At 37.8% G+C, this 21,613-nt stretch carries 25 protein-coding genes; 19 read left to right on the top strand and 6 right to left on the bottom strand.

The window, feature by feature from the left end; genetic code table 11:
• The first annotated feature begins 3 nt into the window (after nt 1-3).
• From DVJ99_RS08425 to DVJ99_RS08380, 10 genes are all read left to right on the top strand, one after another.
• Nucleotides 4-813: a GvpL/GvpF family gas vesicle protein gene (locus DVJ99_RS08425; RefSeq protein WP_114603884.1), complete on the top strand. Its 810-nt coding sequence runs from the start codon at nt 4-6 to the stop codon at nt 811-813.
• Nucleotides 814-830: 17 nt separating this feature from the next.
• A complete protein-coding gene (locus DVJ99_RS08420) occupies nt 831-1,097 on the top strand; it encodes a gas vesicle protein (RefSeq protein WP_114603883.1) in 267 nt (88 codons plus the stop codon).
• Entirely contained in the window at nt 1,075-1,359 is a 285-nt protein-coding gene (locus DVJ99_RS08415; RefSeq protein WP_114603882.1) for a gas vesicle protein K, read from the top strand. The genes DVJ99_RS08420 and DVJ99_RS08415 overlap by 23 nt, the downstream gene beginning before the upstream one ends.
• Nucleotides 1,360-1,401: 42 nt before the next feature.
• Nucleotides 1,402-1,779 (top strand): gas vesicle protein, encoded by a 378-nt coding sequence (locus DVJ99_RS08410; RefSeq protein WP_114603881.1) that lies wholly within the window; start codon nt 1,402-1,404, stop codon nt 1,777-1,779.
• Nucleotides 1,772-3,712: a hypothetical protein gene (locus DVJ99_RS08405; protein WP_114603880.1), complete on the top strand. Its 1,941-nt coding sequence runs from the start codon at nt 1,772-1,774 to the stop codon at nt 3,710-3,712. The genes DVJ99_RS08410 and DVJ99_RS08405 overlap by 8 nt, the downstream gene beginning before the upstream one ends.
• A gap of 24 nt (nt 3,713-3,736) precedes the next feature.
• Complete coding sequence (gene gvpU / locus DVJ99_RS08400) at nt 3,737-4,117, top strand: gas vesicle accessory protein GvpU (protein ID WP_114603879.1); 381 nt, start codon at nt 3,737-3,739, stop codon at nt 4,115-4,117.
• Nucleotides 4,118-4,335: 218 nt separating this feature from the next.
• A complete protein-coding gene (locus tag DVJ99_RS08395) occupies nt 4,336-4,914 on the top strand; it encodes a ribonuclease FAU-1 family protein (protein WP_162912158.1) in 579 nt (192 codons plus the stop codon).
• Between the two features lie 123 nt (nt 4,915-5,037).
• Nucleotides 5,038-5,907 (top strand): LysR family transcriptional regulator, encoded by an 870-nt coding sequence (locus tag DVJ99_RS08390; RefSeq protein WP_114603878.1) that lies wholly within the window; start codon nt 5,038-5,040, stop codon nt 5,905-5,907.
• Nucleotides 5,908-6,080: 173 nt separating this feature from the next.
• Nucleotides 6,081-7,289: a sugar efflux transporter gene (locus DVJ99_RS08385; protein ID WP_114603877.1), complete on the top strand. Its 1,209-nt coding sequence runs from the start codon at nt 6,081-6,083 to the stop codon at nt 7,287-7,289.
• Between the two features lie 2 nt (nt 7,290-7,291).
• Nucleotides 7,292-7,780 (top strand): DUF456 domain-containing protein, encoded by a 489-nt coding sequence (locus DVJ99_RS08380; protein WP_114603876.1) that lies wholly within the window; start codon nt 7,292-7,294, stop codon nt 7,778-7,780.
• Between the two features lie 148 nt (nt 7,781-7,928).
• Here DVJ99_RS08380 and DVJ99_RS08375 read toward each other — a convergent pair whose 3' ends face one another.
• Nucleotides 7,929-8,615 (bottom strand): DUF1129 family protein, encoded by a 687-nt coding sequence (locus DVJ99_RS08375; RefSeq protein WP_114603875.1) that lies wholly within the window; start codon nt 8,613-8,615, stop codon nt 7,929-7,931.
• Between the two features lie 203 nt (nt 8,616-8,818).
• Here DVJ99_RS08375 and DVJ99_RS08370 point away from each other — a divergent pair, with 203 nt between their 5' ends.
• The 3 genes from DVJ99_RS08370 to DVJ99_RS08360 all read left to right on the top strand — a co-directional run bounded on the left by DVJ99_RS08370 (nt 8,819) and on the right by DVJ99_RS08360 (nt 10,325).
• The gene (locus tag DVJ99_RS08370) at nt 8,819-9,205 is read left to right on the top strand and encodes an SA0632 family lipoprotein (RefSeq protein ID WP_114603874.1); all 387 of its coding nucleotides are present in this window, start codon (nt 8,819-8,821) and stop codon (nt 9,203-9,205) included.
• Between the two features lie 71 nt (nt 9,206-9,276).
• Nucleotides 9,277-9,588 carry a hypothetical protein gene (locus DVJ99_RS08365; protein ID WP_114603873.1) on the top strand — a complete coding sequence of 104 codons (312 nt, stop codon included), beginning with the start codon at nt 9,277-9,279 and terminating at the stop codon, nt 9,586-9,588.
• 191 nt (nt 9,589-9,779) lie between these two features.
• Nucleotides 9,780-10,325, top strand: a complete 546-nt coding sequence (locus DVJ99_RS08360) for a GNAT family N-acetyltransferase (protein ID WP_114603872.1) — start codon at nt 9,780-9,782, stop codon at nt 10,323-10,325.
• A 48-nt stretch (nt 10,326-10,373) separates the two neighbouring features.
• Here the strand turns inward: DVJ99_RS08360 and DVJ99_RS08355 are convergent, their stop codons facing one another.
• The 4 genes from DVJ99_RS08355 to DVJ99_RS08340 form a co-directional block, all read right to left on the bottom strand.
• A complete protein-coding gene (locus DVJ99_RS08355) occupies nt 10,374-10,940 on the bottom strand; it encodes an LOG family protein (protein ID WP_162912161.1) in 567 nt (188 codons plus the stop codon).
• 21 nt (nt 10,941-10,961) lie between these two features.
• A complete protein-coding gene (locus DVJ99_RS08350) occupies nt 10,962-11,414 on the bottom strand; it encodes a YaiI/YqxD family protein (protein ID WP_114603870.1) in 453 nt (150 codons plus the stop codon).
• Entirely contained in the window at nt 11,415-12,116 is a 702-nt protein-coding gene (locus DVJ99_RS08345) for a hypothetical protein (RefSeq protein ID WP_114603869.1), read from the bottom strand.
• A 171-nt stretch (nt 12,117-12,287) separates the two neighbouring features.
• Nucleotides 12,288-13,187: an undecaprenyl-diphosphate phosphatase gene (locus DVJ99_RS08340; protein WP_114603868.1), complete on the bottom strand. Its 900-nt coding sequence runs from the start codon at nt 13,185-13,187 to the stop codon at nt 12,288-12,290.
• A gap of 411 nt (nt 13,188-13,598) precedes the next feature.
• Here DVJ99_RS08340 and DVJ99_RS08335 point away from each other — a divergent pair, with 411 nt between their 5' ends.
• Both DVJ99_RS08335 and cydC read left to right on the top strand, forming a co-directional pair.
• The gene (locus DVJ99_RS08335; RefSeq protein ID WP_114603867.1) at nt 13,599-15,239 is read left to right on the top strand and encodes an ABC transporter ATP-binding protein/permease; all 1,641 of its coding nucleotides are present in this window, start codon (nt 13,599-13,601) and stop codon (nt 15,237-15,239) included.
• Complete coding sequence (cydC, locus tag DVJ99_RS08330; RefSeq protein WP_114603866.1) at nt 15,236-16,903, top strand: thiol reductant ABC exporter subunit CydC; 1,668 nt, start codon at nt 15,236-15,238, stop codon at nt 16,901-16,903. Before DVJ99_RS08335 ends, cydC begins: the two co-directional genes overlap by 4 nt.
• Before the next feature lie 367 nt (nt 16,904-17,270).
• Here cydC and DVJ99_RS08325 read toward each other — a convergent pair whose 3' ends face one another.
• Complete coding sequence (locus DVJ99_RS08325; RefSeq protein WP_105993496.1) at nt 17,271-17,711, bottom strand: MarR family winged helix-turn-helix transcriptional regulator; 441 nt, start codon at nt 17,709-17,711, stop codon at nt 17,271-17,273.
• 250 nt (nt 17,712-17,961) lie between these two features.
• Between DVJ99_RS08325 and DVJ99_RS08320 the strand changes: the two genes are divergently transcribed.
• From DVJ99_RS08320 to mdh, 4 genes are all read left to right on the top strand, one after another.
• The gene (locus tag DVJ99_RS08320) at nt 17,962-18,891 is read left to right on the top strand and encodes a CobW family GTP-binding protein (RefSeq protein ID WP_114603865.1); all 930 of its coding nucleotides are present in this window, start codon (nt 17,962-17,964) and stop codon (nt 18,889-18,891) included.
• 196 nt (nt 18,892-19,087) lie between these two features.
• Nucleotides 19,088-19,996 (top strand): aldo/keto reductase, encoded by a 909-nt coding sequence (locus DVJ99_RS08315; protein ID WP_114603864.1) that lies wholly within the window; start codon nt 19,088-19,090, stop codon nt 19,994-19,996.
• A 27-nt stretch (nt 19,997-20,023) separates the two neighbouring features.
• Nucleotides 20,024-20,311, top strand: a complete 288-nt coding sequence (locus tag DVJ99_RS08310) for a hypothetical protein (protein ID WP_114603863.1) — start codon at nt 20,024-20,026, stop codon at nt 20,309-20,311.
• 165 nt (nt 20,312-20,476) lie between these two features.
• A complete protein-coding gene (gene mdh / locus DVJ99_RS08305; protein WP_114603862.1) occupies nt 20,477-21,415 on the top strand; it encodes a malate dehydrogenase in 939 nt (312 codons plus the stop codon).
• Nucleotides 21,416-21,613 lie beyond the last annotated feature (198 nt).

Below are 21,613 nucleotides of genomic sequence, written 5' to 3'. Positions count from 1 at the left end.
ATAATGGAGAATTTGTTATATTTGTATGCACTTGTTCCAGCATCGGAACTTGAAGACACCGAACTACCTTCTTTAACAGGTTTTGATAAAAAGGGCAGTTTATACACTGTACCGATTGATGACAATATTACTAGTATCGTTTGTGATTTAGATGGAGATGAATACTCTGAATCTGTGATTGAAAATAAAATCGATAACGACATGGAATGGCTTCAAGAAAAAGCCTTTCACCATCATGAAACGATTGAAACGCTCTACCAGAACTACACGCTGATTCCGTTGAAATTCTGTACGATTTATAAAACAAAAGACAGCTTAAAATCCACAATTCAAGATGTTGAAGAAAAAATCAATGCGACATTCGATTTCTTGCAAGACAAAGAAGAATGGACATTGAAACTTTATACAGATGACAACAAGTTGAAAAAGGAAATCAGCAAGCATAATAAAAATGTCGAAGAAAAACGCCGCGAACTCGATGGTATGTCAAAAGGCAAACGTTTCTTTGCGGAGAAAAAAATCGATACGTTTGTAGATACAGAACTTGAAAATGAGAAAGACCGTGTCGGAGAAGCATTGCATCAAAAAATCAAAGCATTAGCAGTAGATTACTCTATTAAGAAGAATTGGGGAAGAGATGTGACCGGATTAAAAGAAGAAATGGTTTACAACAGTGTCTATCTTTTACCAAAAGACAAAGTTGATGCGTTCTTAGAGATTATCGATAACGAAAAAAACGAACTGCCAGAAGAAGGTTGGCGTATAGAAGCAACAGGCCCTTGGCCTGCATACCATTTTTCTAGCTTTAATTAATTGTGAGGTGTATGTAGATGCCGTCAACAAGAGAAACCATAGAAAATAAAGAAGTTGGGCTCATAGATGTTTTAGATGTCATTTTGGATAAAGGTGTCGCAATCAGAGGTGACTTAATCATCTCCATTGCTGGTATTGATTTGGTTTATTTAGACTTGCGCATTTTGATTTCTTCTGTTGAAACGTTGGTTCAGTCTTACGAAAATAACCGGCACGATATCACATCTGACGAATTCGAAAAACAAAGGAGGGAACTTCTAGATGCCACAGATCAATCAGAATAATGCACGTATTAATATAGGACAAGATGATGCTGAAGATGGATTAGCGCAATTAGTGATGACAGTCATCGAGCTGTTAAGAGAAATTGTCGAACGCCACGCTATCAGACGTGTAGAAGGCGGCACACTGACAGAAGAACAAATCGAGGACTTAGGTATCGCCTTAATGGACTTAGAAGAAAAAATGGAAGAGCTGAAAGAAGTTTTCGGTTTAGATGATGAAGACTTAAACATTGACCTAGGTCCATTAGGAAGATTGATGTAATGATGTCATATTCGAATGATAACAAGGGAGTGAGAATAAGTTATGGCAAATGAACAACTGCCTCCTGCTTCAAACGGAACGAGTAACTTAGTCGATGTATTAGAGAAAGTATTAGATAAAGGTGTCGTTATTGCTGGTGACATCAGAGTCGGTATCGGAGATGTTGAATTATTATCTATCAAAATCCGTTTAATTGTTGCATCAGTCGATAAAGCTAAAGAAATCGGCCTAGATTGGTGGGAAACAGATCCTTATCTCACTTCTAGAGCAACAGAATTTGCTAAAAAGCGCGATGATGAAAATGAAGCACTTCAAAAGAGAGTTGAAGAATTAGAAAACAAACTCAACGAAAGCAACCAAGCTCAATTAGAAAATGCATCACCTGATAAGCAGCGAGATGGAGAGGATAAGCATGAGTAAAAAGTCAAAAAAGAAACTAAAGAAAAAACTGCAAAAGCAAAAACAACGTGAGCTGACACTTACACAAACGATTGCAGGAACAATTGTCGGCGCCTCAGTCGGTTATCTGTCAGCACCAAGCCGTCGCAAAAAACTGCTTTCTAAACTCAACCCATTCCACAAAGAAGACAAGCTTTATGTAGATGAATCTGATGAAGACACTCATGAAAACGAACTCGTCGCAGATGACGATACAGACACAGAAGATGAAGAAGAGACAAACCAAGAAGAAACAGCAGAAGAAGAAACAGATTCAGATGAAGCAACAGAATCAGACGAAGAAGACGAAAACTCAGATGAGGAAACATCAGAAAACGAATCATCCAATGAAACCTCTTTAGATCATGATGATGACACAAAAGAAACAGAACCTGATGAAGAAGAAACATCATCAGAAGATGAACCAGAAGAAGACACAGGAGAAAGTGAATCAAATGATGAAGAGGAAAGTACTCAATCTGAAGATGAGTTAGAAGAAGACGAGTCTGACGAAGAAGATGAATCTGATAAAAAAGAAGAGAGTGCTCAATCAGAAGATGAGTTGGACAAAGATGATTCAGAGCCTGACACATCAAAAGATGAAGATACTAAATCAGAAGATGAAGATACTAAATCAGAAGATAACACGTCTTCAAAAGCTCCTGATTCTGAACAAGATGAAGATTCTGAAGAGGATTCTAAAGCTGAATCATCAAAATCAGATGGCGAGTCTGACAAAGAAGGATCTGATGATAAAGAAGAGACAGAAGAGAAGGACTCAAAAGCATCTGATTCTGATCAAGAGGATAAACAATCAGACAACGATGAGAAATCAGAAGATAAAACTGAGGAAGATAAAGCATCGTTAGATAAATCAGAAGATGTAGAAGATAAGGATGAAAAAGAATCTGAAGATACTTCAGATGAAGATGTTAAATCAGAAGATGACTCGTCTTCGAAAACACCTGATTCTGAACAAGATGAAGATTCTGAAGAGGATTCTAAAACTGAATCATCTAAATCAGAGGACGAGTCTGACAAAGAAGAATCTGATGATAAAGAAGAAAGTAATCAATCAAAAGACGAGCTAGACGAAGATGATTCAGAGTCTGAAGCGTCAAAAGAAGAAGATGCTAAGTCAGAAAAACCTGCTTCTAAAAAAGCAACAGAAGAGAAAGACTCAAAATTTACTGATTCTGATTCAGAGGAAAAACAATCAGACAACGATGAAAAATCAGAGGGTAAAACTGAGGAAGATAAAGCATCATCAGAGAAAGCAGATGATGCAGAAGATAAGGATGAAACAGAAGCGGTAGTTTCTAAACCTAAGCGTGGTACAGCTGCTAAAAGAAAACCAGCAAGAAAGAGAAAATCTAACAGCACAAAAGCTTCTGAAGTAAAGCAGTCAGATGAGTCTGAAGCTTCAGAAGAGGAGAAACCATCCGCAACTAAGAAAACATCTTCAAGAAGAAAGCAGCCGGCAAGGAAGACATCTGCTTCAAGCAGAAAGAAAAGTACAGGGAGTACAACTAATAAGCAACAAAAGGCAGATGATGCCGGAAAAAAGGAAGCGACAACTTCTGAAGATACTTCAGAAGAAAAACAAACGCTTAAGCAAAGAGGTTCTAAACTTAATCTTTCCGCAAAGAATAGGATTAAAAGATTAAGAAACTCAACTTCTAGAATGTTCAAAAAGGATGATAAAGATGAAAAAGAGCAATCAGAAAAAACTAAAGAAGATGAAGAAAGATCTGAAAAAACGTCTCAAGAAAATGAAAAAGAAAAGCAAAAACAAAAGCCCGAAAAAAGTACTAGGAAAACAAAAAGGGCTCAAACCCAGAAAAAGCAAAAAGAGAAAACTGAAGAAGAAACTAAAACGTGGTTAGAAAGTAATGATGATACCCACAATTCTTAAATAAAACAAAGAGGGGTGATTAAAATGAGTAGTAATTCTGCTAAAGATGATGTATTAGAATCCTTTGTACAAGCCGCAAATCAAGATGACTTTTCATTGGATATTACACTCATGATTAACGGTGCGATTGTTACAGGGACATTGATTTCAGCATCAGAGTACTTTGAAACACAAAGCAAGTATTTTAAAGGCGGAAATAAACGTTCTAAAGAATTCAGCGAAGGACTTGCCGGGGCAAGCGAAGCAGCTGAATCATCTGACGGAGAAGCAAACTATATCCATTTAAAAGATGTCAGTATCTTTTTAGGAGACAGCAAGCCGACGCCTTCCAGCGGTAAGATTACTTGGAGAGGAAACTTAAGTGCAGTCGACAGTTTCTTCCTTGGAAAAATTAAAACGAGTTAACACTAAGGCTGCAAATGGGGCAGCCTTATGTTTTTATGCAGCCGTACTTATGTCAGATAAGTACGGTATTTTATATTGCGGGGAAAAACAAAGGGAAGGCACTATCGCTTATTAATGTGTAAAAGGTGTGCTTCTTATTGCAATAATGTAAAGAATATCAAACATTGAGTGACATGTATGTGACAGTTTTATATAATAATGTCAAGGAGTTGGTGACTGTGAAAGTAAAATACATCGATAAACGTCACTGGCGTCGTCTGATTGAAAGAGATTATACTGAAGTTAAGGTGAATAATAATAAATTCAAAGGAATCATTGGTCTAATCACAATGAAGAAAGTAAAGGAACCTTTAAAGGTTTCAGTCGTGGGACAGACGATTGTTGTCGCAGATAACAACTATCAGTGGCTTCAGATCGTTCCCGATAAGAAACGCTACAGTATAACAGTGATGCTAGATGAAAAAGGCAACCCGCTTGAATATTATTTTGATATCAACATCAAGAATATTACACAAAAGGGCAAAGCACGTACAGTGGACTTATGTCTAGACGTCATTGTGCTGCCTAACGGAGAATATGAGCTGGTTGATGAAGATGACTTGTTACGTGCATTAGAGACAAAGCAGATTTCGAAGAAGCAATATCATGAAGCATACATTATCGCGCATCAATTGATGATGAAAATCGATCATGACTTTGCGAGTATGCAAGAAAATATTATGTATTGCTATAATAAGATTAAACATAAATATTTAAACGATAAACATACGACGCATCATCACCGCGACAAATCATGAGCTGGTTATCACGCTGCATGTCATGTACAAAAGATGTTTGTATGAAAGGTGCCATGCTGTCAGATTGACTGCCGCATGGTTTTATTTATTAGAAATGGATTGAAGTATCTAGGAGGATAAAGTGTGAAGATTGAGGATTACCGATTGTTAATCACGTTAGACGAAACGCGTACATTGCGTAAAGCAGCTGAGATTTTATATATTTCTCAACCTGCTGTAACACAGCGATTAAAAGCGATAGAGAATGCATTTGGAGTGGATATCTTTATACGTACCAAAAAGCAGCTGATTACTACGACTGAGGGCGCAATGGTCATAGAACATGCCAGAGATATGCTGAAACGCGAGCGTTTGTTCTTTGATAAGATGCAAGCCCATATGGGAGAAGTCAACGGTACAATCTCTATAGGGTGCTCTTCTTTGATAGGTCAAACATTGCTGCCTGAAGTGCTGAGTCATTATAACGATAAGTATCCGAATGTAGAAATTCAAGTACGCGTGGGTTCCAGTGATCACATAAAAGCACATCATCGAGACTATCACATTATGATTATCCGCGGCAGTAAAATTTTAAATTTGAACAACCAATACTTATTCAATGACAAACATTTCTTTATTTACCCCAAAGGCAAGAGAGACCAAGCACCAGAATTACCATTTATCGAGTTCCAAGCAGACCCGATTTATATTAATCAAATCAAAGAATGGTATGGCCGCAACTTAGGCAAAGATTATCATGCAATGATATCTGTAGACCAAGTTGCTACATGCAAAGAAATGCTTGTTGGCGGTGTCGGTGTGACGGTGCTGCCGGAAATTATGATTAAAGATTTAGATCCGAAGCGTTTTGATTTTGAACAAGTTGATATTGAAACACATCCATTAGTGCGTTCAACTTATTTGAGTTATGACTCCAGCATGCTGCAATTGCCGCAAGTAGAATCATTCGTTGATTTAGTGGTCAATGATATTGCGGAAAAGCCAGAAGCATAACGCTGAGTATTGAATGCAAACTATCACAAAGACATCCGTATCGTGCTGGATGTCTTTTTAATGTGGAAAAGAAATAATATGAGAAATCCATAAAAATTATGTCTATCTATTCCAAATAAGCTTTAAATTGATTAAACTAGTAGTTACTATTAATTGTTGAGTGAGGTTAGAATATGTTTGCAGAGTTACTGCATATTAAAAACTATAAATTATTTGTCATAAACATGATGCTCATCGGTATGGGGATTGCGATTACCATTCCTTATTTAGTGCTCTTTGCTACGAATGAGTTAGGCATGACGACATCGCAATTCGGTTTATTGCTGGCATTAGCCGCAATCAGTCAATTCAGTGTCAATGCGATTGTTGCACGTTTCTCTGATAGAGGCGGTGTGAATCGTAAATTAATTATTATTTGTGCGCTGTTTATGGGCGCAATGAGTTTTGGTATTTACTTCTATGTGCATAGTATTTGGTTATACATTGCACTTTATGCCATCTTCCAAGGGTTATTCGCACCTGCGATGCCGCAGCTTTATGCGTCAGCACGTGAGTCGATTAATGCTTCATCTTCACGAGGACGCGCTAAATTTGCGAATACTGTTTTGCGTTCGATGTTCTCATTTGGTTTCTTATTCGGTCCGTTAATCGGTGCTGTATTAAACGGTACGATGGGCTATGCCGGATTATTCGGCGGAACAATTGTTGTAATCTTATTAACATTAATTCTTCAAGTCTTCTTCTTCAAAGAAGTGCCGGTCAAGCGTTCTATCGGGGACGGCCCGCATGTTGAAAAGAGAGCACCAAGTATGTTCAAAAATATGAAACTGCTGATTCCGTTTATTGCCTTTATCCTGCTGCATATCGGTCAGTGGATGTATACTTTAAATATGCCGCTGTTTGTAACGAAATATCTGCATGAGAGTGAAGACTATGTTGGGATACTAGCAAGCTTATGTGCAGGCTTAGAAGTACCGTTTATGATTATCTTAGGTGTTTTATCTGCCAAATTAGAAACACGTACGCTGTTGATTTTCGGCGCATGTTTTGGAACACTGTTTTTCTTTAGTATCGGTGTCTTCGATAATGTTTATATGATGATGGTCGGACAAGTCTTCTTAGCTATGTTCTTAGCTGTCTTATTAGGTTTAGGTATTACGTATTTCCAAGATATTGTACCTGAATTCCCAGGTTATTCTTCAACACTGTTTGCGAACGCGATGGTTATTGGTCAATTATGCGGAAATTTACTTGGCGGTGTGATGAGTCAAATTGTAGGATTAGGGAATGTGTTTTATGTATCAGCTGCTTCTTTAGCTTTAGGTATGATATTAATCTTCTTTACTAAAGAGCAGAAATTTATCGAATCAGAAAGAGGTTAAGCATGGTCGCAACGATTTTATGGCTATTTATTATTGCATGTTTTGTGATTGCATTTATTGGACTGGTTAAGCCGGTCATTCCATCAATGCCGGTAATGTGGATCGGTTTCTTGATTTACCAGATCGGTTTCCACAACGGAAAATTATCATGGGTCTTCTATATTTCCATGATTATCTTAACGATTTTTATCTTTTTAGCAGACTTGATGATGAGTCAGTATTTCACAAGACGTTTCGGCGGCTCTAAAGCAGGCGAAATCACGGCACTTATCGGTGTTATTTTAGGCTGCTTTATCTTCCCGCCATTCGGCATTATTTTAGTTCCGCTTATTGCGGTATTTGTTGTAGAAATGATTTTGCAAAAGGATCCGGCAACTGCTATAAAAGCAAGTTTCGGATCAGTTGTAGGCTTCCTTGCCAGTACTGCAGCACAAGCTATTGTAATGATTATTATGGTAGTGTGGTTCTTCTTAGCGATTTTAATCAATTAAGCGGAATCATCTAATAAAAGAACAGCTTCAAAAGCAGGTTGGATAACTTTGCTTTTGAAGCTGTTTTTGTTTATAAATACGTATTGCTGTTTTTGTTTATAAATACGTATTGCTGTTTTTGTTTATAAATACGTATTGCTGTTTTTGTTTATAAATACGTATTGCTGTTTTGTTTTATGAAGTGATGATCAATATAGAACGCGATAGGTGTGATGATAAATGAAATAATGATAAAGGTCCAGTTATTGATTTGGATAGATGGACCAAAAGCCAAATAAGATTGCGGGATATATAAGACGTAAAAGAGCAATGCAATTAATGCAAAAATCACGACGTAGGTTAATATCCACACCCAATTCGACTTGTTAAAGGCTTGGATTTGTACGGTTTTGAACGTCCACCATACGAATAAGAAAATGATGAACAATCCAGCCAGGACTACAATAGGAAACGTAAAGTAATAAATCGGCTTTGCGCCTATAAAGAAACCGATGAAGCCTTTAAAGAAGCAGAATATCCCGAGTAAAAACAAGATATGATGCCATACATATTTAAAGATGTTCTTTAAGGTTTCGTTTTTTAATTCTTTAATGGTTTTCACCGCATGCGCTTTAGGATTATGGTCAAAGAAATCCATGGCCAGCATCCCTTGGTTCTCTGATTTAAGCAGCTGTCTTAATATACGGTTCAGTACACGTTCAGAATCGTGGGGATTGACACGCAGATCAGCACGAATATAAGTCATGTAGCTTTCGAATATTTCTCGGTCGGTATTATTCAAATGCAGCGACTTAACATTATTTTCACGCATCAACCGTTCCGTGGATTTAGGCATATTGCAAACCTCCTCGATTCTTTTTATCAATCAAGAATATTATGACTAAGTTAAGCGTATAAATCAATCACAGACGCATCGAAAGCGAAAATTTTCTGCGGTTTGATTGTAAACTATGAAGCAACGTACGATACATGGTAAAATATAAGTAGAAAATCAGCGCAATGATGAGCTGGATTGAGGATTAAAGGAGTACAAATCAAATGAAGAAGGTAATCATGCTGCTGCTGGCTTCAACCTTAGTGTTAGGTGCTTGCGGAAAGAGCGATGAAAAGGCAGCGCTAGAGAAAGATATCGATAAGCTTGAAAAGGAAAATAAAAAATTAAAAGCAGCAAAAGATAAGCTTGAAAAAGAAGAAAAAGCGACACAAGAACGTGTTGATAAATTACAAGACGAAGTCAAAGATAAAGTTGCGACTGAAAGTGCTAAGCAACGTTCAAAACAAGAGGAAAAAGATAAAGCAGCAAAAGAAGCAAAAGAAGACAAAGCAAAAGACAAAACAGATTCATCTGCACAGTCTGAGACTTCAACCTCTAAGTCTAAGACAAATTCAAAACAACAAGAGCAGGACACAACGAAGCAGCCTTAGGCGTTTGCACAAAAAGCCTAAAGGGTATGAAAGAGGTAACAGAGTAACGAACTAAAGGAGTCGATTAAACCATGCACGAACAACAATTTTTCGAATTAGAAGGCAAACAAATGACTTTAAGAGAAGTCGGCAAAGCAATTGAAAAAATTACGGGGTATGAACATACATCACCTTCTGCACAAGTTAAACGCAGAGTTGCGCAAAAACCAAACTTCGAGTCGGATACAGATACTTTTGAAGCTACATATCAGTTGAGCCACTTAGGCGACTTTGTAGACGTTGTATTTACTGCGCCTAAAAGCGAGAAAGAACGTCTGCAAGAAGTTCCGGTCACAATACAACTGATCAGTTACAACACACGCTCTGAATATCCTCAAGCTTAATTTGAGGGCAATCTACTGCAGCTTTGCAGTTAACAATCAAATAGATAGTGTGAAGGGCACTCGTAAGTGAAGTGCAGTGATAACAACCATGTATAAGAACGAGAGTACAATCTACTTTGCTACAGTGCTTTTTTGTATATCATTTTTTACGCGATCACAAGAGATTGAATGGGTATACGAGGTGGAATCAAATGAGCGTATATTTGGAAACACAACGTTTAAAGTTAAGAGATTGGGAAGAAAAAGACTTATTGCCGTTTCAAAGAATGAATGCTAACCGGCAAGTGCGTCGCTTCTTCCCGAGCATTTTGAGTTACAGACGATCTGAATTGGATATGCAAGCCATGCAGAACAACCTCCAAAGAGAAGGCATCGGGTTGTTTGCGGTAGAACTCAAAGAGAGCGGTGAATGGATAGGCTTTGTCGGGTTGAATTATCTGCCTAAGAACAGTAAGTATCCATTTAAAGAATTGCCGTTTTATGAAATCGGCTGGCGCTTAATCCCAGAAGTTTGGGATAACGGTATAGCCACAGAAGGGGCGAAAGCGGTATTGGAGTATGCTGCAAAAAAAGGTATTGATGAAGTCTATAGTTTAGCAGCAGCAGAAAATACAGCATCACGCCGCGTAATGGATAAAATCGGTATGCAGCATTTTGATGATTTCGAGCTGCCTACTGTTTCTAAAATCCATCCGTTAAGACAACAAGTCAGATATTATAAGAAGCTGAACGAATAAAGAGAGCAACGCATGTTGAAGCGCTGCTCTCTTTTCTTATGTTGTTTATTAATCATAGGTACGTGTGCCGACAGAATGGTAATGTTCAAGACCGTTGAATAAGCTGTCTAAGTCGTTGTAAAGCGGTGCTAATGAGCGGTATTTATCATCGATAAAACCAGCTTTGATCATTTCATCGATTAAGTGTTGAAGCGGTTCGAAGAAACCATTGATATTAAAGACTGCCATTGGTTTTGTGTGAATACCGATTTGTGCCCAGCTGTATGTTTCAAAGAATTCTTCTAATGAGCCGGCACCACCGGGTGCTAAAATAAAAGCATCTGCGCGTTTGCTCATTTCAGCTTTGCGTCCATGTAATGAATCTACGAGTACTAAATCTGTTAAACGCTGGCTGGTAATTTCTTTATCATCTAAACTTTTAGGCATGACACCGATTGCACTGCCGCCATTATCTAATACACCATCAGAAATTGCGCCCATAATACCGACAGAACCTGCACCAAAGACAAGTTCATAACCATGCTCCGCCATATACTTGCCTAAAGCATAACCCTGCTGCATATAAATTTCGTCTTTGCCTTTGCTTGCTCCGCAATAGACTGCAATACGTTTTATTTTACTCATGCTTTTCATCTCCTAAGAAGAAATCTGTGCTATGACACGCTGGAAGGATTGTTCGAATTTTGCACGTGCTTCATCTGAGAACTTTTTAGGACCTTTATGTCGTTTGCCTTGATGTCTGGTTTGTGCATTCAAATAACGCTGTTCCAATAGTTGTGCCATATTCTTATCACTATATAGCATACCATTATGATGAAGAACATACTGGATTTTACCGATTAACAGACTTGCTAAACCGTAATCTTGTGTGACGACAATATCATCAGGTTGTGCAAGCTGGACGATTTTGTAATCGACTTGATCAGGACCGTCATCTACATATGAAACTTTGACATGTTCAGGATAATCTCGCATTGAGAAGTGGGAATAACTGCGTACTAACACAACAAAAATGCCTGTCCCTTCAGTCAATTGGATAATTGAATCTGTAACAGGACAAGCATCTCCGTCAATAATCACTTGTGTCATTTAGAGATTCGGCTTTTTCTCGTGTTTTTGAATTTCCGCAATACGTTCTTCTTGGTTAGTACGTCTGTCTTCTTCTTCTGCTTTTAAACGTTGTTCAATGCGGTCTTCTAAAATACGATTCATGTCATAAGCTTCATCTTTATTTTCTTGTTCAAGTTCTTCGCCTTTATTTTCAAGCTGTTTATCAGATTGTCCGCCTGGTACGAGACCTACTTTTTTCTCATACTTTTGAGCGTCTTTCATTTCTTTAACGAGGCGTTTGCGTGTTGCTTCTGCGTCTTTATCTTCTTGTTTTTGACGCTTCTCGATGTTCTTCTCTAATTTCTTCGCCATCTTTTCAGCTTCTTTTTCGTTTTTCTTCTCTAATTTATCGCCTTTTGCTTTGATACGCTCAGGGTCATTGGCTTTTGCTTCTTTTTTAGCTTGGCGTTTTTCTTCCATTTCTTGTTTCTTCTCGCTGACATATTGTTTAAGGTCAGAAGATTTATTAGAAACCGCCGTTGCTGCTTTAGAAGATTTATCTGATACATTGCTCGCAAATTGCGATGATTTGTCAGAAACATTTTGTCTTAAGTTTGCAGTTTTATCATTCACTTTTTTCACATCAGGATGATCCTTGATGCGTTTACGTTCTACAATTAAAGGCACAAGAATGATAGGCAGTACCGTTAACAATGTTCTAATTAATCTTTTCTTCTCCATTTGAGTGGCCTCCATTTATTAGTATATAACTACTTAATACCCTGAGTCAGACAGGGATAAACGAATACATTTGTATCATACACTACTTTTTTTAAGGGTCAAAGCAATTGTGCAGATAGGTGTTTGAAGCACAAACAACCAGCACGCAATTTGTGCTGGTTGTCTTCTGTATTAAATGCCTTTGCCGATACCGAATCCGAAATAAAGAATAGCGATAAAGATAACTAAGATGATACGGTAAATCGCAAAAGGTACTAATTTAATACGGTTGATTAAGTTTAAGAATAATCGGATTGACAGTAAGCCGAATAAGAATGCGGCTAAGAAACCGATAATATAGAATGGGATATGATTCAAATGAATGTATCCGATATGTTTGATTAATGATAAACCGCTTGCGGCTAACATAATCGGTACAGCCATAATAAATGTAAAGTCAGATGCGGCTTTATAATTCAATTTCATTAATACCCCTGTTGAAATTGTAGAGCCTGAACGGCTGAAGCCCGGCCACATTGCGACCGCTTGCGATAAACCGATAACGAAAGCTTGCAAGTAAGTAATCTGATCAATTGTTTCACGATGTGCATAACGGCGGCTGAATTTTTGTGCGAAAATCATATAGAAAGCACCTAATAAAAGGCCAATCATAACCGTCGGCACACTGAATAAGTATTTCTCGATAAAGTCGTCAAACAATAAACCTAAAATACCTGCAGGAATCATCCCGACTAATACATGCCATAAAGTTAAACGTTTTTGTTTTGTTTGTGCAGTTCTGCTTAACGTTTCGCCTTCGGCTGTATCTGGTGCTTGTGCTCCATGTTTATATTTTCCAATGTGCAGCATTTCAAAATAACGTTTTCTGAATACCCATGCTGCGGCGAAGACTGATCCGAGCTGAATGACAATTTTAAATGTAAATGCGGATTGAGACCCTAAGAAATCAGGGGATTTCAACCACATGTCATCAACGAGAATCATATGCCCAGTTGAGGAAACAGGTGCGAACTCTGTTAATCCTTCAACGATTCCCAGAATCAACGCTTTGAGTAATTCTAACAATAACATAGCGTACCATCCTTATTTGTGATTAATAGTTTTAATTGTAGTATGTAAATACTTGTTGAAACAACTTTTATGATAGCACATAAAAATTCTTTGTGCTACTAATTATTGAAGGAATTTGAAAGATAGGACTTAAGATGTAGCATGAGGATGGGTGTAATTATGACAGAATCTTGAATGATAAATTCAAAATTAAAAAGAATTCTAAGACGAAAAAATTGAAATAGCTACATAGATGTTTTAAGTTGAAGATAAGACATTTTTGACACAAATGACTACTTGAGAAAACAATCAGGTCGTTACATCTTAGAAAAGATGAAACCAAACACAGTGGGTGGGACAAGTATGCTTGATACACATACGTGTTCCACCTTTGTTTTATCACTTTCAGATAAATACATAAGGGTGAAAACAATGAAGAATTTAATGCACTATGCTTTGAAATATATACACTATCCCATAATAATGGGCATAATATGTGCAGCTTTAGCCGTTATTGTGGTGGTACAAAATGTGACCATCGCTAAAGTGTTAGATGCGATGTTGATCAAACAGAATCATCATATTGCTGTGAGTGTACTATTAAGCATCTTATTAGGTGCTTTATTACTGCGTGCTGTCTTAAATATGGCGAATCAATGGATAGGAACGCAGCTTGCTTATAAAGTGAAACGGAATTTGCGTCTGCGTATGGTAAACAGCAGAATCCCTCAGCCGATTGGTAAGCAAATGAGTGTGATGACAGAAAGTATCGATGGCATTACACCGTTTTATCAAGATTATCTGCCTCAAGTCTTCAGAGCGATTATGATACCGCTGGTGATTATCATTACGATGTGCTTTATTCATCTGAATACAGCATTGATTATGCTGGTCACTGCACCATTTATTCCGGTCTTTTATATTATTTTCGGACTTAAGACACGTGATGAATCTAAAGAACAAATGACGTACTTAACACAATTCAGCCAACGCTTCTTAAACCTTGCACAAGGTTTGGTGACTTTGAAGCTGTTCAATCGTTCGTACCAAGCTACAAACGCTATCTACAATGAAAGTACACGTTTTAGGGATTTAACAATGAAAATATTGCGCAGTGCATTCTTATCAGGACTGATGCTTGAATTTATCAGTTTACTAGGTATAGGAATTGTCGCATTAGAAGCAGGTTTAGGTTTGGTATTGTTTCATAGCGTCACTTTTGAAACAGCGGCTGTCGCAATTATTTTAGCACCTGAATTTTACAATTCGATCAAAGATTTAGGGCAGGCGTTTCATACCGGTAAACAAAGTGAAGGTGCTGCAGATGTGGTCTTTGAAACATTAGATAACAGTAATGATACTAAATCTGAACGCACACATATAATCAATCAACAGCAAGCACCTTTGATGCGATTGGAACATGTGGATTATCGCTATCCTGGTGCTAAAAGCGATGCAGTGATGGATGCACACTTTGATATTTATCAAGGTGAACATATTGCTTTAGTAGGACCGAGCGGGGCAGGCAAAACCACGCTTTCCGAATTGATACTACAAGCATTGCCGCCGACTTCAGGCAGTATCTCGATACAATCAGAGCAGCTGCGCATGGGTGTGTTAAGCCAGCAGCCGTATATCTTTAATGCTTCTATTAAAGATAACGTTGCGATGTTTGAAACAGTGTCAGATGAACACGTACATCAAGTATTGGATGCAGTAGGTTTAACGGATAAAATCAATCAGCTGCCACAAGGTATCGACACTTTCATCGGTGAAGGCGGAGAGATGTTGTCCGGCGGTCAAATGCGGCGCATTGAATTATCACGCGTCTTATTAGCCCAGCCTGATCTTGTTGTGTTTGATGAACCTGCAACGGGATTGGATGTATGGACAGAGCGCGTGATACAAGAAGCGTTAAAAGCTTACTTTCATGACCGTACAGTGATTATGATTGCACATAGAGAAAGTACCATTCGTCGAGCAAAACGTCGTATTTATATGGAAAAAGGTCGCATTACAGCCGATGATAATGACATCTCGACGCAATGGCATAAAGGACGTGATAGACAATGAAGCGGCGCAGTATTCAATTCAAATTAGATAAAGATTTAGGATTGGCCATCTTATTCGGCGTTATCGGCAGTTTAGTTGCTATCGGTATGTTCTTCTTAAGCGGTTTAATGATTACACAAGCAGCACAAAATGTACCGCTCTATGGTTTGATTGTCTTAGTCGTCTGTGTGAAGTTATTCGGAATGGTACGTGCGGTCATGCGCTATTTTGAACGTATTTTATCGCACCGCACAACCTTTACTATGTTGAGAGATGTACGTGCGCAATTTTTCAATGGTTTGATTCAAGTCGTACCTGATATTTACCGAAAGTTTAAATCGAGTGATTTGATTGCGCGTATGGTTTCAAGTGTTGAAGCACTGCAGAATATCTATTTAAGAGTATATTATCCGCCAGTCGTTATCGGATTAACTGCGACACTGACGATGATTACGCTGTTCTTCTTTTCTTGGGCACATGCTGTGTTATTGGCAGTCAGCATGCTGATTGCATTAGGTATATTGCCATGGTTATGTGCAAAGCGTGCACAACTGCAGCAACAACGTGCTGCACGAGAAGAAGCTGATTTCTTAAGTCGGTACTTCGATTATAAGGAAGGATATGAAGAACTTGAACGATTCCATAAGCAAACAGCGTATCGTCAATCTGTCACTAACCATTTAGAAAGTTACAGCCGAACACAAAGAAAAGAACAACGATTTCTGACGTTGTATGAATTTGCATTAGACCTTGTGTCCATGATTGCTTTATTCTTTTGTGTCGCATTAGGTGTAACACAAGTGCAGAACGGACAGTTGGATGTTATCTATTTGACAAGTATTGTTTTAATGCTGCTGACGTTGTTTGAACAAGCTGTTTCAATGAGTAACGTCGCATATTATAAAGCAGATACTGATCAAGCATTATTAGATTTAGAAAGTGTGCTGAAAGGGGCACCTGCCAAAAAAGATAAAGTAGATTTAGATAGTACTTCTAATGCATCGTTGACAGTAGAACACATGTCATTTAAATACGAACACCAAGTGAATGCAGTGCTGCAAGGCATTGATTTAAACGTTCAACCTGGTGAACGAATCGCGATTGTCGGTCCTTCTGGTTCAGGCAAGAGTACATTGCTGCAAGTGATGGCAGGTTTATATCAAACTTCATCTGGCAGTGTGCAGTATGCTGATCAAACGACGTATGATTTGACCGAACAGCAAAAAGCACAAGTCTTTAATGTGCTGCTCCAGCATCAGCAATTATTCGACGGTACAGTACGCGATAATTTATTATCTGATGCAGATGATAAAGAAATGCGCAAGGTATTAAATGATTTAGGACTAGAGTATATAGATTTAGACTACGTCATTACTTTAAGCGGAAAAGGATTATCCGGAGGAGAACTGCAGCGGCTTTGTTTAGCAAGACTCTTCCTCAAAGCAGCACCGGTTTGGCTGATTGATGAACCGACACGTGCACTGGATTGGGAGAACAGTCAAAATGTCATGCATCGTTTATTCTCAGAAAGCGAAACATTGATTGTAGCAACACATGATTTAGAATTGTTGCCGCAATTTGATCGAATTGCGGTCATGGTGGAAGGGCGAATCATTGAAATAGGCACTTACACTGACTTGATGCAGGAGCAAGGTGCACTGTATGAAATGGTGACATTAAATTAGTGCCAGCAAATATTTCGAGATACAACTTTATAATCAATATTAATAGAAATAAGCGCAAAACAGCTAAAAACTTTCATAGCATGTTTTGCGCTTTTAATAGTTAGTAGTTCTATTATGTATGTACTTTGAATGGTAAAGCATCTAATCTTCGCTGCTTTTAAGTTGTTTGATATTAAGCAGTGCGATAGCAATTGGACTGATGAAAAACAATACATTTAAAAATAAGTTTGCTTTTCGTGCTGATGTGTTGGAAGATAGAGTAAAGAAAAAGGCTGAACCCTCTAATTAATAGAAGATTCAGCCTGAATGCTTTATCTTAAAAGTGAAAAAACTGCAAGTTATCACTCTAATTTTAATGGCGTTAGAATTATGAGTTTTCTTTTGTTAAAGAATCGATAAGTTTATCAAGTAAACGGTTCAATTCTTTTTCTTCTTTTTTGTTTAATCCTGAGATGTCGCCTAAGTGGTTGCAAGCACCGCCTAGGTCTGCTTCAATGGCTTCGCTTTTTTCTGTTAAGTGAACAAATACTTCACGTTGATCCACTTCAGAGCGTTCTCTCTTGATTAAATCAACTTGTTCCATTCTTTTTAATAATGGAGATACTGTACCAGTATCAAGTGCCAATTCAGTCACGACTTTTTTGACATTGACTGGTGATTCTTCCCATAAAATTGTTAATACTAAAAACTGCGGGTACGTTAATTTGTACTTCTTAAAAACGTTATTTGAGTAGTAGCGATTGACTTGTCTTTGAGCATTGTACAAACTAAAGCATAAACGCCCGCCTAAATTAAGTTTTTCAGTCATAAGTTCTCCTCCAGACATTCTATCCGATATATTTTTCTGTGTTCCGGAAATCGTTCCGTCTCGTTGTAAAAGTTTGAGATGTGACAATTAAGAAAATATCCAAGGTCTTTTGTCGACAACTCACAAGCCATGTTAAAATTAAAGCATGTATTGATTTTAGAAGATATCTTGCATTAAATCAAGTTGAAACATAATATAATATGTCCATTAATGGTTGTACCATTAAGTCCTTTAGAAATGAGTGTTAAAATTGGAACGAAATAATAAATCTAAATTATCTATTTGTATTGTAACAGGTTTTCTAGGAAGCGGTAAAACGTCTTTCCTTAAATATTATACTGAGCAATTATTAAAAAGAGATGAGAAAATTACGGTCATAATGAATGAATTTGGTGACTTTGATGTTGATAGTAAAATCTTAGGGGATAAAATTCAAACAATTTCTCTACAAAACGGTTGTGTTTGCTGTGATTTACAGCAAGATTTGATTAATCAATTATCAGTATTAATCAATCAAAAACAATCGCAATTTGTCATCATCGAAGCAACAGGTATCGCACATCCGCTCCAACTCATTGAAGCATGTTTTGATCCGTCTCTTGCACAATACGTCCATCCGCCGCTTGTAGTAGGTTTAGTCGACGCGCCGAGATTTTTAAATCGCGAGCGCTACACAGCATCTACTCAAGCTTTAATGGAAGAACAAATCGCTGTCAGCCAAGCTTTGATTGTCAACAAGACTGACTTAGTCGGACAAGAAGAGCAGCATAAAATTGAAACTGCATTAAAACAAATCAATCCTAACGATACGATTTACTTCACGTCGTACGGTCATGTGAATATAGATGAGTTAGAAGCACTTGATACTGCAAGACAAGACGTACGTCATCGTCATTTGCATCATCATGGTATAAGTTCCATCGCATATACCTTCACAGCACCGATAGACAGACAGATATTCTATCAATTCATTTTGCGCTTGCCAGATAATATTTACCGTTTGAAAGGTTACGTCAGATTCAGAGATGATCCTGAGACAACTTATCTGTTCCAATTCGCCAATGGGCTGCCCGATTACGAGCCTATTCAAGGTGAAGTACAAAATACAATTGTGCTGATCGGCGAAAATTTGGATAAAGAACGTTTGCGCAATCAGCTGGATGCACTGCAATTCACCTGAAAATTGACGTACAGATAAAGGTGCCACTATAATGGATACAACGTTTAATAGTACAAGGATTTTGAGGGGAATACAATAGTAAAATTTTTACATCTAACTATAACCCCCACTACTTAATAGTGAACCTCATTATCAAATTAAGCAAGGGTTAGTATACGGTTGTAATGAAATTGAAAAATCAGGAGGAGAGACATCAATGGAACGTGTTCAAATTAACCGTAATGTGGAATATTCCAAAATTATTCAAGGCTTTTGGCGATTAAATGAATGGCAAATGACGCCGCAAGATCTTAACCGCCACTTGCATCAACTCGTGGAGATGGGTGTAACAACGATGGATCATGCGGATATCTATGGAGATTATACGTGTGAAACGTTATTCGGCGAAGCACTGAAGTTATCTCCAGAATTGCGTAATCAAATCGAGCTGGTTTCAAAATGCGGAATTGTTTTGCCGACAGACCGTTTTGAACAATTCGATGGGCATCGTTACGATTTAAGCCGCCAACATATTGTTGCATCTGTCAACCATTCGCTTGAAGCGCTGCAGACAGATTACTTGGACACATTGCTGATTCATAGACCTTCACCGCTGATGAATCCGGATGAAGTCAGAGATGCCCTTGATATTTTAGTAAAAGAAGGTAAAATCAAATCATTCGGAGTTTCAAATTTCAATAACGATCAATATGATTTATTAAATAGAGGGATTAAATCCCATAAGCTACATATAGCGGTTAACCAACTTGAAGTTTCTCCTTATCATGCAGCACCGATTTATGACGGTACCATTGATCACATGTATCGTGATGACGTCAAAATCACAGCGTGGAGTCCGCTTGCCGGCGGTAAATTGCTGGATGTTGAGGATGAAAAGTCAAAACGTGTCATGGCGATTATCGGGCCTTTAGCACAAAAATATCAGGCAGCACCAGCTTCGATTGCGACAGCATGGCTGATGAAACATCCTGCAACTATTATGCCGATTATGGGCACAAGCCGAATCGATCGTATCAATGATGCGGTTAAAGGTTTAGATATTAGTTTAACCGATCAAGAATGGTTTGATATTTATACGGCAGTTTTAGGTCATGATATCCCTTAACTGATTAACTTTAAAGGAGTAAGAAGAATGAAAAGAGACGAACAATCACGTTCACGTATTCAGTTTGAGCGTAATTTTATTGTATTTCCTTATATTATATTTGCGATTATTATCTTTTTCTTTACGACAATCATCTCTATGCCGACAGTGGTGTTGACGTTATTCGGTATATTCTTTATTTATAACGCTGTTTTGCTTTTCACTGCGTTTATCAAACACTATACGCGTACCATGATTTTATTGTTGATTTTAACAATTTTTGTCGGTGTCATGTTTACAATTTCAGCTACTGCACATTTTGCAGGAAGATATTAAATGTTAAGTCCCAGGTAAAGTTGACCTGGGCTTTTTTATGTTTGGATTACATATGGCGCAATTGGTTCAAATTCAAAATTAAGCGTTTTCTTTATTATTATATTCGGCTTTGCTATGATAAAAGTGAACCAAAAATGCAATCATTCATATCAAGGGGGAAATAGGATGAGTAAGAGAAAAATTGCAATTATCGGTGCAGGACATACAGGTGCAACTTTAGCATTTATAGTGGCTGAAAGAGCTTTGGCAGATGTAGTATTGCTGGATCAGCCGCATAATGAAAAACCTGCTAAAGGCAAAGCATTAGATATTTCAGAAAGTGGTCCGATTTTAAACTTTAACAGTAAAATCAAAGGCACTTCTGATTATCAAGATATTACAGGTGCAGATATTGTTGTTATTACAGCAGGGGCTGCACGTAAACCTGGCATGAGCCGTGACGATTTGATTCAAATTAACGAAGGGGTTATGGCGCAAGTAACAGACGGCATTAAAACTTATGCACCAGATAGTACGATTATTGTACTCACAAATCCAGTGGATGCGATGACGTATGCTGTGTATAAATTATCAGGCTTCCCTAAAAATCGTGTCTTAGGACAATCAGGTGTATTAGATACAGCACGTTACCGTACATTTGTCTCTGAAGCATTAAATGTTGCGCAAACGGATGTTACAGGTTTAGTGTTAGGCGGACACGGCGATACCATGGTGCCATTATTAAGTACGACAACAGTCGGCGGTGTTCCGTTAACTGAATTGCTGGAACAAGAGAAAATTGATGCGATTATTGATCGTACAAGAAAAGGCGGCGCTGAAATCGTCGGCTTATTGGGTAATGGCTCTGCGTATTATGCACCGGCTGCCGCAATTTATGAAATGGCCGCTGCCATCTTAAAAGACGAAAAACGATTATTGCCTTCTATTACGTATTTAGAAGGGGAATACGGCTTTAATGATATTTGTTTAGGTGTGCCGACTATTTTAGGCGAGAATGGTGTAGAACAAGTCGTTGAAACGACATTGAATGATGATGAAAAAGCACAACTTCAAGCTTCTGCGGATGCAGTAGAAGAAGTTAAAAAGGCATTGAAAAATAAATAATAAATTTAACTGAAAAGAAGAGTACTGGTATTGATTTAAATCTAATAGGAGGCTGACTTTATAAGTGAGTCTCCTTTTGCATTTTGTGAATTTATTGTGAAAATTTCTACAAATTTTCAGATATAACCATTTTGTAAGCGCATTCTTGTTATAATAAAATTGAAATAGATTAAATATTAAGAAAAGCATCGGAAGTCA

The organism is Staphylococcus sp. EZ-P03 (genome assembly GCF_003344575.1).
GTDB lineage: Bacteria > Bacillota > Bacilli > Staphylococcales > Staphylococcaceae > Staphylococcus > Staphylococcus simulans_B.
Note: the sequence above shows the minus strand (reverse complement) of the source record. Positions and strands in the feature narration are given on the sequence as shown.

Bases quoted from the DNA above. Each gene is read 5' to 3' on its own strand.
- DVJ99_RS08425 (WP_114603884.1), top strand. From the start codon at position 4: ATGGAGAATTTGTTATATTTGTATGCACTTGTTCCAGCATCGGAACTT.
- DVJ99_RS08420 (WP_114603883.1), top strand. From the start codon at position 831: ATGCCGTCAACAAGAGAAACCATAGAAAATAAAGAAGTTGGGCTCATA.
- DVJ99_RS08415 (WP_114603882.1), top strand. From the start codon at position 1,075: ATGCCACAGATCAATCAGAATAATGCACGTATTAATATAGGACAAGAT.
- DVJ99_RS08410 (WP_114603881.1), top strand. From the start codon at position 1,402: ATGGCAAATGAACAACTGCCTCCTGCTTCAAACGGAACGAGTAACTTA.
- DVJ99_RS08405 (WP_114603880.1), top strand. From the start codon at position 1,772: ATGAGTAAAAAGTCAAAAAAGAAACTAAAGAAAAAACTGCAAAAGCAA.
- gvpU (WP_114603879.1), top strand. From the start codon at position 3,737: ATGAGTAGTAATTCTGCTAAAGATGATGTATTAGAATCCTTTGTACAA.
- DVJ99_RS08385 (WP_114603877.1), top strand. From the start codon at position 6,081: ATGTTTGCAGAGTTACTGCATATTAAAAACTATAAATTATTTGTCATA.
- DVJ99_RS08380 (WP_114603876.1), top strand. From the start codon at position 7,292: ATGGTCGCAACGATTTTATGGCTATTTATTATTGCATGTTTTGTGATT.
- DVJ99_RS08375 (WP_114603875.1), bottom strand. From the start codon at position 8,615: ATGCCTAAATCCACGGAACGGTTGATGCGTGAAAATAATGTTAAGTCG.
- DVJ99_RS08370 (WP_114603874.1), top strand. From the start codon at position 8,819: ATGAAGAAGGTAATCATGCTGCTGCTGGCTTCAACCTTAGTGTTAGGT.
- DVJ99_RS08365 (WP_114603873.1), top strand. From the start codon at position 9,277: ATGCACGAACAACAATTTTTCGAATTAGAAGGCAAACAAATGACTTTA.
- DVJ99_RS08360 (WP_114603872.1), top strand. From the start codon at position 9,780: ATGAGCGTATATTTGGAAACACAACGTTTAAAGTTAAGAGATTGGGAA.
- DVJ99_RS08350 (WP_114603870.1), bottom strand. From the start codon at position 11,414: ATGACACAAGTGATTATTGACGGAGATGCTTGTCCTGTTACAGATTCA.
- DVJ99_RS08345 (WP_114603869.1), bottom strand. From the start codon at position 12,116: ATGGAGAAGAAAAGATTAATTAGAACATTGTTAACGGTACTGCCTATC.
- DVJ99_RS08340 (WP_114603868.1), bottom strand. From the start codon at position 13,187: ATGTTATTGTTAGAATTACTCAAAGCGTTGATTCTGGGAATCGTTGAA.
- DVJ99_RS08335 (WP_114603867.1), top strand. From the start codon at position 13,599: ATGAAGAATTTAATGCACTATGCTTTGAAATATATACACTATCCCATA.
- cydC (WP_114603866.1), top strand. From the start codon at position 15,236: ATGAAGCGGCGCAGTATTCAATTCAAATTAGATAAAGATTTAGGATTG.
- DVJ99_RS08325 (WP_105993496.1), bottom strand. From the start codon at position 17,711: ATGACTGAAAAACTTAATTTAGGCGGGCGTTTATGCTTTAGTTTGTAC.
- DVJ99_RS08315 (WP_114603864.1), top strand. From the start codon at position 19,088: ATGGAACGTGTTCAAATTAACCGTAATGTGGAATATTCCAAAATTATT.
- DVJ99_RS08310 (WP_114603863.1), top strand. From the start codon at position 20,024: ATGAAAAGAGACGAACAATCACGTTCACGTATTCAGTTTGAGCGTAAT.
- mdh (WP_114603862.1), top strand. From the start codon at position 20,477: ATGAGTAAGAGAAAAATTGCAATTATCGGTGCAGGACATACAGGTGCA.